We start from the raw sequence: 17274 nt of genomic DNA on the forward strand, positions 1-17274 counted from the left end.
TTCATGGTGAGGCTAGCCCGCTATCTAGTCAGTGTCAAGACGTGAGTTCGCCGATCGTCCGCGACAGCCACTCGCGCTCGGCCTTCGAGGTGGCGCGGGCGATCTCGACCATCCCCTTGCGGAAGGGGTCGGCGACGTCGCCGGCGCGCACGCGCGAGCCGTCGCGGACGAAGAAGCCGGCCGGTGCCTCGATGAACTCCAGGCGACGGCGCAGCACGGCGGCCTGCTCCCGCGTCGACGGCAGATGGCGCAGGAAGGCCAGCACGGTGAAGTAGCGGTTCCGGTCGGTGATGTCGACCGCCGAGGGTTCGCGCAGGCGGCGCAGCAGCTCGGCACGGCCGTCCTCGGTGAGGGTCAGTACCTGGCGCGGGGCGGCGCCGGTGCCCGACTCGGTACGCCGGACGAGCATCCCGCCCTTCTCCAGGCGTGCGATCGCCGGGTAGAGGGCGCCGTCGCTGACGGGTTTGACGTGCCCGGTCAGTGCCGAGATGCGGGCCTTGAGTTCATAGCCGTGCAGCGGTTCCTCGTAGAGGAAACCCAGGATCGCCAGCGTCAGCACGCCGTTTCCCTCCGGTTGTCGAACGGGATTCCAGGTTATATCGTTCCGAGGCACCTCGATTCGAGGTAACACGTTTCGAGTTATTGGAGCGCCCCTCATGCACCGCCGACGACTCCTCGCCCTCGCCGGACCCGTCTACCTCGAACTGCTCGCCGGCGTGGTCGCCGGCGTCATCGACATGATCTGGGTGGCCCGCCTCGGCGCCGGGGCCGTCGCCGCCGTCGCGATCGCCACCAACGTCGAGAACGCCCTCATGGGCGTCATCCTCGTCACCGAACTCGGCGCCACCGTGCTCATCGCCCGCCGCAGGGGAGCCGGCGACACCGCCGGGATCAGCTCGGCGATCCGCGGTGCCTGGCTGCTGTACGCGGCCATCACGCCCGTCGTCGCCCTCGGTGGCTGGCTGGCCCGTGAGCCCATCGCGGCGCTTTTCACCGCGCCCGGCGAGGCGCGAGAGCACGCCGTCGCCTTTCTCGCCGTCAGCCTGCCCGGCCTTGCGGTGTTCTTCGCCCAGCTCACCGTCAACGGCATCTACAAAGGGCTCGGCGACACCCGCACCCCCATGCGGCTGGCGATGCTCGGCAACCTCGTTCTCCTGGTCCTCGACCCTCTGCTCATCTACGGCCTCGCCGGCCTTCCCCGACTCGGCGTCGCCGGCGCCGCCCTCGCGACCGTCATCGGACGGGCCGTCGCCCTCGGCGTCGGGCTCGTCCTGCTCCGCAGAGCCGCCGCCGGCCCACGAACGACCGGGGCCTGGGCCGACGCGCGCCGGATCGCCGCCACCGGAGTCCCGATGGCCGCGGAGTTCGCCACCCGCATGGCGGGTGCGCTGGTGATGGTCGCGGCCGTCGCCCGCTTCGGGCCGGTCGCCGTCGCGGCCTACGGGATCGGCACCAAGGCCACGTACGCGGCGACCATGGGCTTCTACGCCGTCCGCCAGGCCGCCACGATCCACACCTCCCACACCAGGGGAGCCGGCGGCCCGACCCGGGCCATCGCGCGGGAAACCCTCGTCATCGGCGCGGCGGCCGGCCTCATCGCGGCCTTCGCGGCGATCGTCGCCGGACCGTGGGTGATGCGGGCCTTCACCTCCGACGCCGAGGTGATCGCCGCCGGGGTTTCCTTCCTGCGCTGGACAGCGCCCTACCTGCTGCTCCTCGCCTGCCTCATCGCCTCCACCGGCGTGTGGCTCGGGGAGGGAAACGGCGGGAGGCTCTTCGCGGTCACCCTCGCCGGCGCCGTCTGCCAGGTGCCGCTGGCCTTCGGCCTGTCGGCCGTGTTCGGGCTGCCGGGGGTGTGGCTGGCGCTCAGCGGTGCCGTCGCGCTCCAGCTGGTCCTGCTCCTGGGTGGCCGGCCCGCCCGGGGATCGACGGGCCGGCCACGGTCGATCACACCGTCGCGCGAACCAGCGAGGGGTCGTACACGTCGGAGACGAAGGGTCCGACCTGCGAGGTCAGGGCCGACCTGAACAGGTTGTTGACCCGGCTGGCCTCACCGGCGTTCGGGTACGGGTTCGAGCAGCTCGTGCCGGCGCTGCCGCCCGACATCAGGTAGGAGCAGATGCCGTTGTAGGTGTCGGGCAGGCCCAGGCCGTGCCCGATCTCGTGGGCGACGATGCGCAGCGCGTTGTGGCCCGCGGCGATGTCGCGGCTGTCGATGTAGATCGTCGCGCAGCCCAGACCGCACACGTAGGCGCGAGAGCCGCCGCCGGTCGTGCCGTAGATCCGGATGCTGCCGTTGCTGGAGCTGACCATGCGGACGTTGGGCGCCGCGCTGTTCCAGATCGAGGCGGCCTGGCTCGACTGGGAGCTGTAGGCGTACGCCGTGTAGTAGACCGTGCGCGCCTGGACAGAGGGGTCGGCGGCGGCCGGGCTCTGGGCGGCGAACTGCACGCCGACCATGGCGAGGGCCATCGCGAGTGCGCCGACGAAGGCGCGGATGGAACGCTTCGATAACACGGGGGACTCCCTTGAGTACGCGACCGTGCCGGGTCGCGGTGGTGGGCCGACGGACACCGCCCTGTCACCTCGCGGTATCCGTGAGGACCCTTCAGACGGTATTGAAAGGGACCTAAGCGACGCCAGTAGGGGAAACCCTTGAATAACGGCCCATCAGTCAGTGACTTGTCACCGGCCCATGACGTACGTGACGGCCGGTCCGGTGCTTCAGCCGCCGTCGAAGGCCAGTTCGGTGCCGGTCGCGATCGCGGCACCGCCCTCAAGGGGGACGCCGTCCTGTCCGTGCCGCCGCCGGGGTGTGAGTCGTCCGACCGGATCGTATGACGCGACGCCGGGGTGGGTATCAACCCAGCCGAAACGGCCCGCCCGGGGCCGTCAATCGCTTAACGTCACTTGTCTGGCTGAGTGTCGGTGTGTGTGACAGCGTGGAAACGAGCGCGCATACGCGGCGTGGAGTGCGATTTCCCACTGTGGACTTACGATCACCACGCGGAGCCGTTAGCGTCCACGACCACCTGCCGCAACGACGCGGCCGCGCAGTCGGGAGGCCGAAATGCAAAGGTTCGTCTTCGATTTCACTGAAGGAAATAAAGATCAGCGCGATCTTCTCGGAGGAAAAGGTGCCAACCTCGCGGAGATGACCAACATCGGGCTGCCGGTCCCGCCGGGCTTCACGATCACCACCGAGGCATGCCGCGCCTACCTCGCCGACGGGGACGTCCCGTCCACTCTCGACGACGAGGTCGCCGAGCACCTCGCCGCCCTTGAGAAGAAGATGGGCCGCAAGTTCGGCGACGCCGCCGACCCCCTTCTCGTCTCGGTCCGCAGCGGCGCGAAGTTCTCCATGCCGGGCATGATGGACACCGTTCTCAACGTCGGCCTCTCCGACGGCAGCGTCGCCGGCCTCGCCGCCCAGAGCGGCAGTGAGCGCTTCGCCTACGACTCCTACCGCCGCCTGATCCAGATGTTCGGCAAGACCGTCCTGGAAGTGCCGGGCGACCCCTTCGAGGAGGCGCTGGCCGCGGCGAAGACCGCCAAGGGCGTGGAGAACGACGTCGATCTCGACGCCGGCGACCTCAAGGAGCTGGTGGAGTCCTTCAAGGCCATCGTCTCCGAGCACACCGGCGGCGACTTCCCGCAGGAGCCCGCCGAGCAGCTGCGCCTGGCCATCCGCGCGGTCTTCTCCTCCTGGCAGGGCGAGCGCGCCGTGCTGTACCGGCGCACCGAGCGGATCCCCGACGAGCTGGGCACCGCGGTCAACATCGTCGCCATGGTCTTCGGCAACCTGGGCTCGGACTCCGGTACGGGTGTGGCCTTCACGCGCGACCCGGCGACCGGCGCGCAGGGCGTCTACGGCGACTACCTGGCCGACGCGCAGGGCGAGGACGTCGTGGCCGGCATCCGCAACACGGTCGCGATCAGCGAGCTGGCCGATATCGACCGGGCGAGCTACGACGAGCTGATGCGCTCGGCGCGGATCCTGGAGGACCACTACCGCGATCTGTGCGACATCGAGTTCACCATTGAGCGCGGGCGGCTGTGGCTGCTTCAGACGCGGGTGGGCAAGCGCACCGCGGCGGCCGCGTTCACGATCGCCGCGTCCCTGATCGACGACGGTGTCATCGACCTCGACACCGCGCTCGGGCGGGTGACCGGCGCGCAGCTGGCGCAGCTGATGTTCCCGACCTTCGGCGAGGTCGGCGCCGACACGCCGAAGGTCGCCGTGGGCGTTCCCGCCTCTCCGGGCGCGGCCGTCGGTGCCGCCGTCTTCGACGCTCACCGCGCGGCCGCGCGGGCGGCCACGGGCGCGCCGGTGATCCTGGTGCGCAAGGAGACCAATCCCGACGACCTGCCGGGCATGATCGCCGCGCAGGGCATCCTGACCGCGCGCGGCGGGAAGACCTCGCACGCGGCGGTCGTCGCGCGCGGGATGGGCAAGACGTGCGTGTGCGGTGCCGACTCGCTCGACGTCGAGGCCGATCGCGCGGTGGTGACCGGGCCCGACGGCAAGGAGGTCGTCATCGGCGAGGGGGACATCATCTCCGTCGACGGGTCCACCGGCGCGGTCTACATCGGCGAGGTGGCGGTGCGGCCGTCGCCGGTGGTGGAGTACTTCGAGAACGGGACCGTGCCCGACGGGGACCCGCTCATCGCGGCCGTCGCGCGCCTGATGGGCCACGCCGACGAGACGCGCAGGCTGGGTGTGCGCGCCAACGCCGACACCGGTGAGGACGCCGAACGCGCCCGCCGTTTCGGGGCCGCCGGGATCGGCCTGTGCCGCACCGAGCACATGTTCCTCGGCGACCGGCGGATCCTCGTCGAACGGCTCGTGCTGGCCACCGACAACGAGCAGCGCAAGCCGATCCTGTCCGAGCTGCTCGAACTCCAGCGCGCCGACTTCGTGGAGATCCTGCGCGCGATGGACGGCCTGCCCGTCACGATCCGTCTCCTCGACCCGCCGCTGCACGAGTTCCTGCCGGGGCTCGAAGATCTCGCCGTATCGGTGGCGCTGGCCGACGAGCGCGGCGACGACAGCGACGAGCACAAGCGCGAGGTGCGGCTGCTTGCGGCCGTGCGGCGCATCCACGAGCAGAACCCGATGCTGGGGTTGCGCGGGGTGCGGCTCGGGCTGACCCTTCCGGGCCTTTACGACATGCAGGTCCGCGCCATCGCCGAGGCAGCCGCGAAGTTGCGCGCCGAGGGCGAGGACCCGCGGCCGGAGATCATGGTGCCGCTGGTCGGCGACGTCCGCGAACTGGCCGTGATCCGCGCGCAGGCCGACAAGATCCTCGCCGAGGTCGAGGGTTCGGGCGGCACGCCGATCGGGACGATGATCGAGATCCCGCGCGCGGCCCTGACCGCCGGGCGCATCGCCGGGGAGGCGGACTTCTTCTCCTTCGGCACCAACGACCTGACCCAGCTCGGCTGGGGCTTCTCCCGCGACGACGTGGAGGGCTCCTTCTTCGGCCGCTACCTCGAACTCGGCGTCTTCCCCGCCTCGCCCTTCGAGACCCTCGACGTCTCCGGTGTCGGCGAGCTCATCGAGATCGCGGTGAAGCGCGGCCGGGAAACCCGTCCCGACCTGCACCTCGGTGTCTGCGGCGAGCACGGCGGCGACCCCGAGTCGGTGCGTTTCCTGCACTCCGCGGGCCTCGACTACGTGTCCTGCTCGCCGTTTCGGGTGCCGGTGGCGCGCCTGGCGGCCGCGCAGGCCGTCATCGAGGAGCGCGCGGCGGGTGAGAACGTCGACAGCCGCTGACAGCCGCTGACGGTCTTCGCCGACCGCTGACGAACCGGCGGCCGCCTGCGGGTGGCCGCCGCGTTGGTCCTCACGGGAAGGGGACGCGATGACTCGCCGGGCCCCGCTCGTCGCGGCGGGGGTGCTGTGGGCGGTGGCGGCCGCCTGGTATCTCGTCGCCGAGGCCGTCGCGGCCCGGGCGCTTTCCGGCTACGGCTATGCCGCCGACTACATCAGCGATCTCGGGATTCCCGGAAGCTCACCGGCGGCGGCCGTCATGAATCTGGGTTTCGCCGGTCAGGGACTGCTCTTCGCGCTCGCGGGGGCTCTGGTGTTCGTCGCGGCTCCCGCGTGGCGTGGTCGCGGGGTCTTTCTGGCGCTGGCGGTCGCGCACGGCGTCGGCAACGTGCTGGTCGGTCTCGTGCATAGCGGATCTCGCGAGCCGGGGGTCGACTGGCATGTCGTCGGCGCGGCCATGGCGATCGTCGGGGGCAACGCCGCGGTCATCGCCGGCGGACTGGTCCTGCGACCGTCGGCCCGTCCTCGCGCCTTCCGGGGCGCGAGCGTGGTCCTGGGGGCCGCAGGACTCGTGTCGCTGCTGGTGTTGACGGCCGGCTCGGTCGCCGGCGTGACGCTCCCGTTCGGCGCCGGTGCCTGGGAGCGGGGGTCGGTCTACCCGATCATCGCCTGGGAACTGCTCGCGGCTCTCGCGGTGCTCAGGCGGCAGGGGACCGAGGGGGTCAGATGAGCGCCAGCTCGGAGGAGGGGCGGTCCTCGGTGCGGGCCTCGTCGGTCGCGGCGGAGAGGAAGTACTCCCAGGGGTCGCCGTCGTCGACGAGTTGCCTGTCGACGGCCGGTTCCTCGTGGTGGTGCTGGTCGCCTGTCGTGATCGGCGATCGAGTGTTCATTTTTCCTTCCTTGGGACGGTCGGGGTGTACCACCCACGATAGCGGTCCGCAGGCTCTGTCCATTCCGGACAGTGACGCAACACTCACCCCGGACGACCTGTGCTTACGGCCACGCCCGGCGCGCGAAAGCCGACCTGAAGCGGATCGTAAGCGGGCTCGGGCAGAGTTCTTCTTGTCAACGGCGAACACCCCAGAACCTGGAGAACGACATGCGCAAGCTCGTCAACTCGACCTACATCACCCTCGACGGCGTCATCGAGAACCCCATGTGGACCATGCCGTACTTCGACGCCGACTTCGCCGCCGCGCAGACCGAGGCCGCCGACGCCCTGCTCATGGGCCGCGCGACCTACGACGGCTTCGCCGCGGTGTGGCCGACCATGGACGAGAGCGACCCCACGACGGGCGCGGCCTACTTCAACAGCGTCAAGAAGTACGTCGCCTCGACCACGCTGACCGATCCGGCGTGGAACAACACCGAGGTCCTCCAAGGCGACCTTGTCGAGGCCGTCAAGGCGCTGAAGGCCACCGAGGGCGGCAACATCCTGCAGTACGGGTTCGGGACGGTCACGACCGCGCTGATCGAGGCCGGGCTCGTCGACGAGGTCCACTTCTGGATCCACCCCGTCTTCGAGGGCACCGACAGCGTCTCGGCGCCGCTGAAGGACTTCAAGGCGACCTTCGAGCTGATCGACACCAAGGTCAACCCGACCGGGCTGATCATCGCCAGCTACCGCCCCAAGGCCGCCGAGTAGTCCCCGACGAGCAGACTCGGGCCCCGCCGCGGCGGGGCCCGGTTCCGTGCCCGGGTCAGGCGCGGCCCTCGATGACGTCGTGGATCAGGTCTTCCATGCGGCCTGCCGGCAGGCGGGCGAGGTTCTCGCCGGCGACCAGGGCGGAGCAGTCGTACTCGTGTCCTGTCGCGGCGAAGATCGCGACGACCTCGCCGGTCCTGGCCTCGTGGACGGTCAGTTCGTAGTGGGCGGCGTGGATCGCGACCGTCGCGCCGCAGGTGCCCAGCTCGGCGCCGCGCCCGGTCGACAGGCAGCCGATCAGCTGGACGCGGCGGATGTCGGCGTCGGTCCAGTTCGCGGGGAAGTCGGCGACGGCCACGTCGAGGCTGCGGACCCACTCGCCGCCGGCCTCGCCGAACACCACGATCGGATGCGGGCCGGGCCCTTCGTAGGCCGCGGCCTCGGGAGTGTCGTGGCCGGGGACCGCGCAGACCCGGTGGAAGCCCTCCGCGGCGACGCCGAGGTCGATGGTGGTCAGCGAGCCGTCGTCGGACGGGGGCGGGGAGTCGGCGGTCTCCCCATGCGCGACCGGGTCGGTCTCACCCTCATCGCCGAGCCACACCCCGAAGGCGCTCACCAGCAGGACGACGGCGACGGCCACGAGCAGCACCGGGCGCCTCGGGGAGTCCGTCGCGGCCATCGTGCCTCCCGTTCCCGCCGACCCCGAACGAGGTCCACGTTGGACAAATCATGGCGCACCGTGCCGAGCGCGTCCACCGGATGGCGCAAAGGTTGCCGCGCGCCGACCCCTTGACCACCGTGCGGTAACGCAGCACTATCGAGGCACCCGATCCCAACGGAGGGAGTCCATTGTGGGCAGCCGGTGGCACACGATCGTGATCGACGCGGCGGATCCGGCCCGGCTCGCCCGCTGGTGGGGTGAGGTGCTCGGCTACGAACTCGTCTACGAGAGCCGCGACGAGGCCGTCATCCGCGGCAAGGACGGCGGCGACCCCGGGATCTGCTTCGTGCCCCTCACCGAGGCCAAGACCGGCAAGAACCGCCTGCACATCGACCTCAACCCCGACGACCAGGACGCCGAGGTCGAACGGCTCGTCGACATGGGCGCCCGGCACGTCGACATCGGCCAGCGCGAGGTTCCGTGGGTCGTGCTCGCCGACCCCGAGGGCAACGAGTTCTGCGTGCTGACCGCCCGGGAACAGTGAATTCACGCTTGAGGACCGTCGTTGTCCGCAAGCCTTCCTAATCTTCTCCGTACATCGTACTGAACGAATCGGAGAGACATCATGACCATTCTCGTGACCGGCGCGACCGGGACCGTCGGCGGGCAGATCGTGCGGCAGCTCGTCGAGGCGGGCCACGCTGTCCGGGCGCTGACGCGCGACCCCGCCAAGGCCGAGTTTCCCGCTGGCGTCGAGGTCGTCGGCGGCGACCTCGCCGACCCGGGCAGCCTGGCGGGAGTCTTCGACGGCGTCTCCGCCGCCCACCTCATCACCTTCGGCGGCGGCTACCGGACCCTCTCGACGGGCAGGGAGATCTTCGCGCTGGCCAAGGCCGCCGGGGTCGCGAAGGTGACCGTGCTGCGCGGCCCCGAGGACGACGAGTTCACCAAGGAGGTCGCCGGCAGCGGGGTCGAGGCGACCCTCCTCGTGCCGGTGGAGTTCATGTCGAACCACCGCGAGTGGGCCGCGGGGATCATCGCCGCGGGCCGCGTCCGCGAGGGTTTCGCCGACTCGCCGAGCGCCCTCGTCCACGAGGCCGACATCGCCGCCGTCGCCGTCGCCGCTCTCACGCAGGACGGGCACGGCGGAAAGGAGTACACGATCACCGGACCCGAGGTGCTGACCGTGCGAGAGAAGGTGGCGGTGCTGGCGGAGGCCCTGGGGCGCGACATCGAGCTGGTCGAGCTCAGTGAGGAGGAGGTCGCCGCCGACCTCGCCGCGCAGGGCTGGGACGAGGCCTCGGCGGCGTGGATGATCGGCATCCGGAAGGACACGCCGGAGATCGGATACACGGTGGTCGACACCGTCGAGCGGGTCACGGGCCGTCCGGCGCGGACCTTCGCGCAGTGGGCGAGGGAGAACGCGAGCGTGTTCGGGGGTTAGCGGGCCGGCGGCCGGCGCGGGCCGCCGCACCGGCCTCACGCCGAGGCGAGAGGCCGGTGCCGGCGGCCCGGGGTCCGGGGGCCGGAATGGACGGTCAGCCGCCCTGCTGGAGGAATGCCGGGATGTCGGCGGGGGCCGGGTAGTTCGGCAGGGGCGCCGGGGTGCCCTGGAGGAAGGTGTCGACCGCGGCGTAGGCCCGTTCGTCGTTGCCGTCGAGGCCGTTCCACATGTGGTGCCCGACGCCGGGCATGTACTGGGTCCGTTCGACGGCGGGGTCGGCGGCCAGGACGGCGGTCGCCCACTGCCCGGTGGGAGGAGCACTCGGCGATCATCAGCATGGCCGGCACGGTCGAGCCGTCGAGCCCTTCGGCGATCGACGGCGAATCCTTGATGGTCTCCTGGATCCGCATGCTCGCCGCGGCGCTGAAGGAGAAGTTCTCGGCGGTGTCCTCGACGGGTATGCGGTGGGCGTCCCGCGCGCATTGGGCCGAGGCGGTGTCGCCTCCCAGGTCGGCGGCGGTGAAGGCGTTGACGCCTTCGGCCAGGCCGATCAGCCCGCTGTCGGGTGACAGCAGCCCCAGCCGCATGAGGCCGAAGGCGACGGCGTACCGGGGAGTGCTCGTGGAGGGCGGGCCGGAGGGGGCCGGGGCGAGATCTCGCGCGGTCGGCCCGTCGATCCGCGCGGTGGGCCCGTCCATCGGGCCCGGCTCGGCGATGATCGCCTTGTGCACGAGGGCGGTGAACTCCGGCTGGGCGACCCTGGTGAGCACGACACCGCGGACCGGTCCACCGTGGAGGAAGACCAGGGGCGTCGCGCGCGGGGTGGTCGCAGGTGCCGCACACCGATGACCCGCTCGCCGACATCCACGCCCTCGCCGCGGCATACCGGCACCGGGCGCGCGAGCACCCCCACCTCTATACGGTCCTGTTCGGCGGCGTGCAGACCTTCGACCCCACCGGAGACCCCGTCGGCCCCCTCCTCGACGGCATCGACCGGGCGCTCGCCGCCTCGACCCTCACCGGCGACGCGACATCGATAGCCCTGTCGATCTGGGTGACCCTGCACGGGCTCGTGGCCCTCGAACTCGCCGGAGCACTCGACGCCGCCACCGCCGAGGCCACCCTTCAGTCGGCGATCCCGGCGACACTCCGCGGCTGGTCCACGGCGGCGCGGTGACCCCTCCCACCGCTTCGGCCCTCGTCCCGGCAACGCAAAGGGCCGGGAACCCGAAGGTCCCCGGCCCCTAAGGCCTCAACTCAAGCCGGCCGATCCAGCGTCACCGACACGCGGAAGGGCTTACCCTTCGGGTCGTAGGCGCCGCCGTACTCGAAGCCCTCGGTGGGCAGCTCCACCTTGGTCCCGTCGGCGAAGACGCCCTCGCCGATGCGGTAGTTGTGCACCAGGCCGCCGCCGAAGTCGGCGACCGCGAGCACCGGAACGGTCGTGGCCTGCACGCCGACCTCACCGGGCTGGAGCAGCGAGCCCAGCTCCTCGGCGCAGACCGGGTCGGCCAGGCGGCTGTCGGTCAGTGTGCGGTCGATCGTCCCGCTGGTGCCCTCCGGCTGGATCCACTGGACGGCGCGGTCGCCGCGCGAGGTGACGATCAGCTGCGCCCCGTCCTTGCTGTGGGTGACGCAGGTCGGGTTCGCCCCGACCGGGATCTGCCCGACCTCGGCGACCTGCGCGGCGTTCTCGATGGCCAGCACGCGCAGCTGCCCGTCGCGGGTCGCGACGTAGCCGACCTTGCCGTCCCAGGCGAGGCTCGCCGCGTTGGGAGCCGAGGGCAGCGCCACGATGTTCCCGACGACCGGCGTCATGGCCTTCTTGCCACTGAAGGTGAAGGGCCACTCCTTCTTACCGTCGCCGGTGACCGGCGGGCCGGTCACCGTCTCGCCGAAGTAGGCCTCGTTGGTGGCCGTGAACAGCGGTGTCAGGTCGACGGTGACGGCTTTGCGCTCGGCGGCCGAGACGATGATCGCGCGCCCGTTGTGCGCGACGTTCTGCTCGGCGGCGGCACGGCCCTCGACGCTGGTCAGCCACTCCTGGCGGCGGTCGAGCTCGGTGTTGCCGTGGAAGTCGGTGGTCACGCCGATCGCGGTGGGCGCGACCATCTCGTCGAGCGGCACGACGCCCAGCAGCTTCATGTCGACGGTGTAACCGGAGTTCGGCAGCGCGGGGAAGGGGCGCGCGAAGTCGGCACGGGTGTTCTGCGGCTTGCCGGTCAACGCCACGACGGCCAGGCCGCCCTGGATCTTCTTGGTGTCCCAGACGGTGATCAGCGCGAACTCGTTGCCGGGCGTGACCGCCACGGCCGTCGGGACCAGGTTCTTGGGCAGCTTGAGGCACTGACCGCCCTGGGTGCCGCTGGTTCCGGCGGTGGCGATCAGGCCCTTGTCGAAGACCATGACCGCGTGCGCCGAACCGTCGAGGCCGTCGGCGCGGGCCATGTCGACCATGTCGCCGACCGGGACGTCGGCCGCGCTCGCGCAGTCGCCGGCGCCGCCGTTGGCCAGCTCGACCTCGGGGTGCCCGTCGTTGGACAGGCGGCCGCCCGGCCGGGGCGCGTAGCCGATCGTCGTGCCCGTCGTCTCCACCGAGGTGATGTGGTCGACGCCGGGGAGCTGCTCCTCGGTCGGGATGTAGCCGACCTGGCCCTGTATGTCGCGCAGCGAGCTCAGGTCACCCGGCGGGGTGCCGAACTGGTAGTTGCGGTCGACGTTGCCGAGCTGAAGGTCGAGCGTCCTGGTGTCGACCGCAGGCTTCTGCGTCAGCGAGTCGAAGTCGGTCTTGCCGTGGTACTTGTGCCAGTCGGAGCCCATCCGCCAGTTCATGCCGGTCTCGGTGGCCAGCTTGTCCGCCATGTCCACGTACGCGGCCGGATCGACGGTTCCGTCGGCGGCCAGCAGCGGGTCGGGGGCCTCCGGCGGAGCCGAGGCGCTGGGGGTGGCGTCGTCACCGGCGCCTCCGCCGGGACCGGGGGAGTCCGGCGGCAGGAACACGATCCAACCGATCAGCGCGAGCATGATGGCCACACCCGACAGGTAGATCGCCATCCGCACGCCGCGGCCGTGTGTCTCCGGGGCCAGCGTCTTCGTCGGCGCCGGGGGAGGGGGCGGCGGCGCGGCGGCCTGCTGTTCGGGCTCTGCGGGGCCGGATTCAGGATTGGGAACCATTGGGGGCCTCATCGGTGATTCTCTGTTTCCCTCATGGACTGAGCTGGGCGGCACTCTCGATCACTTCGCAGGCGTAGGAGGTTCGCACCCGCTGGGCACACTACTCGAACGAGACCTTTGCCCGAAGCCGGGCGAACCGCTTTCCCGATGGGTCACAGGCGCGCTCGCGGGCGAGCGGAGACGGTCGCTGTGGGGACATGGCCTCGGACTCTAGCGCATTACTCGGCGTGCTCTGCCGGTGAAGCCGCGCCTACCTGCCGCTCGTCACGTGACGGGTAAGGTTGCCGCGTGGCTGGCCGGATCCGCGATGAGGACATCGCCGCAGTGCGTGAGCGCACCGCGATCGACGACATCATTGCCGAGCACGTCACCCTGAAGCCGGCCGGCAGCGGCAATCTCAAGGGACTGTGTCCCTTTCATGACGAGAAGTCGCCGAGCTTCCACGTCACCCCCTCGCGCGGCTTCTACTTCTGCCACGGTTGCGGGGTCGGCGGCGACGCCATCAGCTTCCTCATGCGCCTGGAGCACCTGAGCTTCGCGGAGTCGGTGGAGCGCCTGGCGTCCAAGGTCGGCTACCAGCTGCGCTACGAGGACGCCGGCGGCACGACGATCATGCGCCCCAAGCAGGGCGTCAAGCAGCGCCTGCTGGCCGCGCACAACGAGGCCGCCGCCTACTACAGCGAGCAGCTCACGCGGCCCGAGGCGATGATCGCCCGCGACTTCCTCTCCCAGCGCGGTTTCGACCGCACCGCCGCCGAGACCTACGGCTGCGGTTTCGCGCCCGACGCCTGGGACCCGCTGACCAAGCATCTTCAGCAGAAGGGCTTCACGTCGAACGAGCTCGTCGACGCGGGCCTGGCCAAGCCGGCGCGTTCGGGGCGGCTCATCGACCGCTTCCGCCGCCGGCTGCTGTGGCCGATCACCGACCTGGCCGGCGACGTCATCGGGTTCGGCGCGCGCAAGCTCTTCGAGGACGACGACGGCCCCAAGTACCTCAACACCCCCGAGACGCCGCTGTACAAGAAGAGCCAGGTGCTCTACGGGATCAACCACGCCAAAAGGGAGATCGCCAAGCAGAGCCGCGCGGTCATCGTCGAGGGCTACACCGACGTCATGGCCTGCCACCTCGCCGGTGTCCCGACCGCCGTGGCCACCTGCGGCACCGCTTTCGGCGGCGAGCACATCAACGTCCTGCGCCGGATGCTGATGGACAGCGACGAGCTGGGCGGCGAGATCGTCTTCACCTTCGACGGCGACGCAGCCGGGCAGAAGGCGGCGCTGCGCGCCTTCGAGGACGAGCAGAAGTTCGTCGCGCAGACCTTCATCGCGGTGGCCGCCGACGGCATGGACCCCTGCGACCTGCGCATGACCAAGGGCGACGAGGCGGTCCGGGACCTCGTCGCGGCCCGCGAGCCGCTCATCGCCTTCGCGCTGCGCAGCGTGCTGGCGCGCCACGACCTCGACACCGTCGAGGGCCAGGTGGCCGGGCTGCGCGCCACCGCGCCGATGATCGCCAAGATCAAGGACCGCTCGCTGATCCCGGGTTACGTCAACCACCTCGCGGGCCGGCTCGGCATGGACGTCGAGCGCGTCCGGCGGGCCGTCGCCTCCGTGCGCGGTGAGCGGGTCGAGGCGCCGCGCAAACCGCAGGCCGCATCCGCCGACAACCCGCGCTGGCTCGTCGAGCGCGAGGCGCTGAAGCTGGCGATCCAGTACCCGGCGCTCGCCGGGCCGTACTTCGACGCCGTCGACGAGTCGCCCTATGGCCACCCGCTGCACGCCGAGGTCCGCAAGGCCGTCGCCGCCGCCGGTGGCGCATCGGTCGCTTCGGGCGGGCCGGTGTGGATCTCGGCGATCACCGACGCCTGTGCCGACCTGGGCGCGCAGGCGCTCGTCGGCGAGCTGGCCGTCGAGCCGCTGCGCACGGTGACCGAGGCGGAGCCGGGGTATGTGACCCTGACCCTCGCGCGGGTGCAGTTGCCCCTGGTCACCGAGCAGGTCAACGCGATCAAGTCGCGGCTCCAGCGGGTGAACCCGGTGGAGGAGAAGGACCTGTACATGCGCCTGTTCGGTGAGCTGATCTCCCTCGAACAGCACGCGCGGAGCCTGCGCGACCAGGCCAGCCGCGCGGTTTAGGGCGTGTCCTAGGCCGTCCCATCTGCCGGACCGTTCTCCGGAGAGCGCTCTCCCTCTCCGTTTCGTGCGGAAAGCCTGCTCAGTGCCCCGAGTGGACGCCTCCGGCCTCCCCGGCCGGTTTCCGTCACCTGTCCGAAACGCCCGGGAAACCTTGACAGTCCCCGATTCACCTCGTTAACGTCCCGGGAGAGCGCTCTCCCACTGCATGTGACATACCGGCCCCAAGGAGCCCTCCATGCGCAGACGCCATGTCCTCGGCATCGCCGCGGCCACCGCCACCTCACCGTTACTCGCCGGGCTGACCGCGGCACCGGCCGCCGCGGCCGACCCGGTCCTCGGCCCGAACGTCTTCGTCTTCGATCCCTCCATGTCGGCGGCGAGCATCCAAAGCCGCCTCGACACCGTCTTCGCCGAACAGGAGAGCAACCAGTTCGGACCCCAGCGCTACGCGCTGCTGTTCAAGCCCGGCAGTTACAACGTCAACGCCAACATCGGCTTCCACACCTCCATCGCCGGTCTCGGCCGCAACCCCGGTGACGTCGTCATCAACGGCGGCGTGACCGTCGACGCCGGCTGGTTCGGCGGCAACGCCACCCAGAACTTCTGGCGCTCCATCGAGAACCTGGCGATCCAGCCGACCGGCGGCACCAACCGCTGGGCGGTCTCCCAGGCCGCGCCGATGCGGCGGGTGCACGTCCGCGGCAATCTCAACCTCGCGCCGACCGGCTACGGCTGGGCCAGCGGCGGCTACATCGCCGACAGCGCCATCGACAACGTCGTGCAGCCCTACTCCCAGCAGCAGTGGCTCACCCGGGACAGCCGCATCGGCGGCTGGCTCAACGGCGTGTGGAACATGGTGTTCTCCGGCGTGGTCGGCGCGCCCGCGCCGAGTTTCCCCAGCCCGCCGTACACGGTCCTGCCGACCAGTCCGGTCACCCGCGAGAAGCCGTACCTCTACATCGACTCCTCCGGGCAGTACCAGGTGTTCCTTCCCGCGCTGCGGCGCGACTCGCAGGGCACGACCTGGTCGGGCGGCTCGACGCCGGGCACCTCGCTGCCGCTGTCGGGCTTCCACGTCGCCAAGCCCGGCGACAGCGCCGCGACCCTCAACGCCGCACTGGCCGCCGGTCGCAACCTGCTGTTCTCGCCGGGGATCTACCACCTCGACCAGACACTGAACGTGACCCGCGCCGGGACGGTCGTGCTCGGGATCGGCTACCCCAGCCTGATCCCGGACAACGGCGTGATCGGCATGAAGGTGTCCGATGTGGACGGCGTGCGGCTCGCCGGGATCCTCTTCGACGCCGGCACCGTCAACTCGCCGGTGCTGCTGGAGGTCGGCCCGACCGGTTCGGGGGCGAGCCACTCGGCGAACCCGACGACCGTCCAGGACGTCTACTTCCGCATCGGCGGGCCCGGACCGGGTTCGGCGACCACCAGCCTCGTCGTCAACAGCCGCGACGTCATCATCGACCACATCTGGGCCTGGCGCGGCGATCACGGCGCCGGCATCGGCTGGACGCTCAACCCCGCCGACACCGGCGTCATCGTCAACGGCGCCGACGTCATCGCCTACGGCCTGTTCGTCGAGCACTACCAGAAGTACCAGGTGATCTGGAACGGCCAGGGCGGCCGGACGGTGTTCTTCCAGAACGAGATGCCCTACGACCCGCCGACACAGGCCGCCTGGCGCACCGGCGCCAACGGGTACGCCGCCTACAAGGTCGCCAACGGGGTCACCACCCACCGCGCCTGGGGAGTCGGCAGCTACTGCTACTTCAACGTCAACCCGAGCATCGTCGCCGACCGCGGCTTCGAGGTCCCCGACGTCCCCGGGGTCGCCTTCACCAACCTGCTCACGGTCTCGCTGGGCGGCAACGGCGTCATCAACCGCGTCATCAACAACGCCGGCGGCGTCGCGCAGGGCACCGAGACCATCCCGGCCTACCTCGCCTCCTACACCGGCGGCGGGAGCGGACCCGGCCCGCAGAAGCTCGACCGCTCGGGCTGGACCGCGACGGCCTCGGCCACCGGCGGCGCCGACGTCCCCGCGCGGATGCTCGACGGCGATCTCGGCAGCCGGTGGAGCACCGGCACGCCGATGGTCAACGGCCAGTGGATCGTCGTCGACATGAAGGCCGCGCACAACGTCCGGCAGATCACCATGGACTCCGGCGGCAGCGGCGGCGACTACGCCCGGGGATACCAGGTCTACCTGTCCACCGACGGCGCGAACTGGGGCAGCCCGGTCGCGACCGGCTCCGGCACGGCCGCGCTCGTCACCGCGGCGTTCACGGCCCGCTCGGCCCGCTACATCCGGGTCGTGCAGACCGGCGCGTCGAGCAGCTGGTGGTCGATCACCGACTTCAATGGTTACGTCTAGGACCTTCCTCACCCGGCCGCGCGTCCCGTAGGGGCGCGCGGCCCCAGGGGCAGGTGAG

At 70.8% G+C, this 17274-nt stretch carries 16 protein-coding genes; 10 read left to right on the forward strand and 6 right to left on the reverse strand.

Annotation, left to right across the window (positions count from 1 at the left end; translation table 11 throughout):
- Window positions 1-34: 34 nt before the first annotated feature.
- Window positions 35-559 (reverse strand): PadR family transcriptional regulator, encoded by a 525-nt coding sequence (locus AB0I28_RS29860; protein ID WP_357498906.1) that lies wholly within the window; start codon window positions 557-559, stop codon window positions 35-37.
- A 97-nt stretch (window positions 560-656) separates the two neighbouring features.
- On the opposite strand from AB0I28_RS29860, the gene AB0I28_RS29865 reads away from it, so the two are divergent.
- Window positions 657-2027, forward strand: coding sequence for an MATE family efflux transporter (locus AB0I28_RS29865; protein ID WP_357498908.1), 1371 nt, complete (start codon window positions 657-659; stop codon window positions 2025-2027).
- Here the strand turns inward: AB0I28_RS29865 and AB0I28_RS29870 are convergent.
- On the reverse strand, window positions 1948-2517 hold the full coding sequence (locus tag AB0I28_RS29870) for a snapalysin family zinc-dependent metalloprotease (RefSeq protein WP_357498910.1): 570 nt from the start codon (window positions 2515-2517) through the stop codon (window positions 1948-1950). The two genes, AB0I28_RS29865 and AB0I28_RS29870, sit on opposite strands and share 80 nt — an antisense overlap.
- A 553-nt stretch (window positions 2518-3070) precedes the next feature.
- On the opposite strand from AB0I28_RS29870, the gene ppdK reads away from it, so the two are divergent.
- Entirely contained in the window at window positions 3071-5776 is a 2706-nt protein-coding gene (ppdK, locus tag AB0I28_RS29875) for a pyruvate, phosphate dikinase (protein ID WP_357498911.1), read from the forward strand.
- Window positions 5777-5864: 88 nt separating this feature from the next.
- Complete coding sequence (locus tag AB0I28_RS29880; protein WP_357498913.1) at window positions 5865-6503, forward strand: DUF998 domain-containing protein; 639 nt, start codon at window positions 5865-5867, stop codon at window positions 6501-6503.
- Here the strand turns inward: AB0I28_RS29880 and AB0I28_RS29885 are convergent.
- Window positions 6496-6663 (reverse strand): hypothetical protein, encoded by a 168-nt coding sequence (locus tag AB0I28_RS29885; protein WP_357498915.1) that lies wholly within the window; start codon window positions 6661-6663, stop codon window positions 6496-6498. The two genes, AB0I28_RS29880 and AB0I28_RS29885, sit on opposite strands and share 8 nt — an antisense overlap.
- Window positions 6664-6872: 209 nt before the next feature.
- Here AB0I28_RS29885 and AB0I28_RS29890 point away from each other — a divergent pair, with 209 nt between their 5' ends.
- Window positions 6873-7418, forward strand: a complete 546-nt coding sequence (locus AB0I28_RS29890) for a dihydrofolate reductase family protein (protein WP_357498916.1) — start codon at window positions 6873-6875, stop codon at window positions 7416-7418.
- A gap of 55 nt (window positions 7419-7473) precedes the next feature.
- On the opposite strand, the gene AB0I28_RS29895 is transcribed toward AB0I28_RS29890, so the two are convergent.
- The gene (locus tag AB0I28_RS29895; RefSeq protein WP_357498918.1) at window positions 7474-8097 is read right to left on the reverse strand and encodes a hypothetical protein; all 624 of its coding nucleotides are present in this window, start codon (window positions 8095-8097) and stop codon (window positions 7474-7476) included.
- A gap of 172 nt (window positions 8098-8269) precedes the next feature.
- Between AB0I28_RS29895 and AB0I28_RS29900 the strand changes: the two genes are divergently transcribed.
- A complete protein-coding gene (locus tag AB0I28_RS29900; RefSeq protein ID WP_357498920.1) occupies window positions 8270-8623 on the forward strand; it encodes a VOC family protein in 354 nt (117 codons plus the stop codon).
- Window positions 8624-8704: 81 nt separating this feature from the next.
- Window positions 8705-9523: an NAD(P)H-binding protein gene (locus tag AB0I28_RS29905; RefSeq protein ID WP_357498922.1), complete on the forward strand. Its 819-nt coding sequence runs from the start codon at window positions 8705-8707 to the stop codon at window positions 9521-9523.
- Between the two features lie 94 nt (window positions 9524-9617).
- Here the strand turns inward: AB0I28_RS29905 and AB0I28_RS29910 are convergent, their stop codons facing one another.
- Window positions 9618-9773: a hypothetical protein gene (locus AB0I28_RS29910; RefSeq protein ID WP_357498923.1), complete on the reverse strand. Its 156-nt coding sequence runs from the start codon at window positions 9771-9773 to the stop codon at window positions 9618-9620.
- Between the two features lie 86 nt (window positions 9774-9859).
- Between AB0I28_RS29910 and AB0I28_RS29915 the strand changes: the two genes are divergently transcribed.
- Together AB0I28_RS29915 and AB0I28_RS29920 are read left to right on the forward strand one after the other, a co-directional pair.
- On the forward strand, window positions 9860-10372 hold the full coding sequence (locus AB0I28_RS29915) for a hypothetical protein (RefSeq protein WP_357498924.1): 513 nt from the start codon (window positions 9860-9862) through the stop codon (window positions 10370-10372).
- Entirely contained in the window at window positions 10356-10700 is a 345-nt protein-coding gene (locus AB0I28_RS29920) for a TetR-like C-terminal domain-containing protein (protein WP_357498926.1), read from the forward strand. Before AB0I28_RS29915 ends, AB0I28_RS29920 begins: the two co-directional genes overlap by 17 nt.
- A gap of 80 nt (window positions 10701-10780) precedes the next feature.
- On the opposite strand, the gene AB0I28_RS29925 is transcribed toward AB0I28_RS29920, so the two are convergent.
- Complete coding sequence (locus AB0I28_RS29925) at window positions 10781-12697, reverse strand: hypothetical protein (RefSeq protein ID WP_357498928.1); 1917 nt, start codon at window positions 12695-12697, stop codon at window positions 10781-10783.
- Window positions 12698-12985: 288 nt separating this feature from the next.
- Between AB0I28_RS29925 and dnaG the strand changes: the two genes are divergently transcribed.
- Together dnaG and AB0I28_RS29935 are read left to right on the forward strand one after the other, a co-directional pair.
- On the forward strand, window positions 12986-14833 hold the full coding sequence (dnaG, locus tag AB0I28_RS29930) for a DNA primase (RefSeq protein ID WP_357498930.1): 1848 nt from the start codon (window positions 12986-12988) through the stop codon (window positions 14831-14833).
- A gap of 235 nt (window positions 14834-15068) precedes the next feature.
- Entirely contained in the window at window positions 15069-17216 is a 2148-nt protein-coding gene (locus AB0I28_RS29935; RefSeq protein ID WP_357498932.1) for a discoidin domain-containing protein, read from the forward strand.
- Window positions 17217-17274 lie beyond the last annotated feature (58 nt).

The sequence above is a fragment of the Phytomonospora sp. NPDC050363 genome (assembly GCF_040655735.1).
Taxonomy (GTDB): Bacteria; Actinomycetota; Actinomycetes; order Mycobacteriales; family Micromonosporaceae; genus Phytomonospora.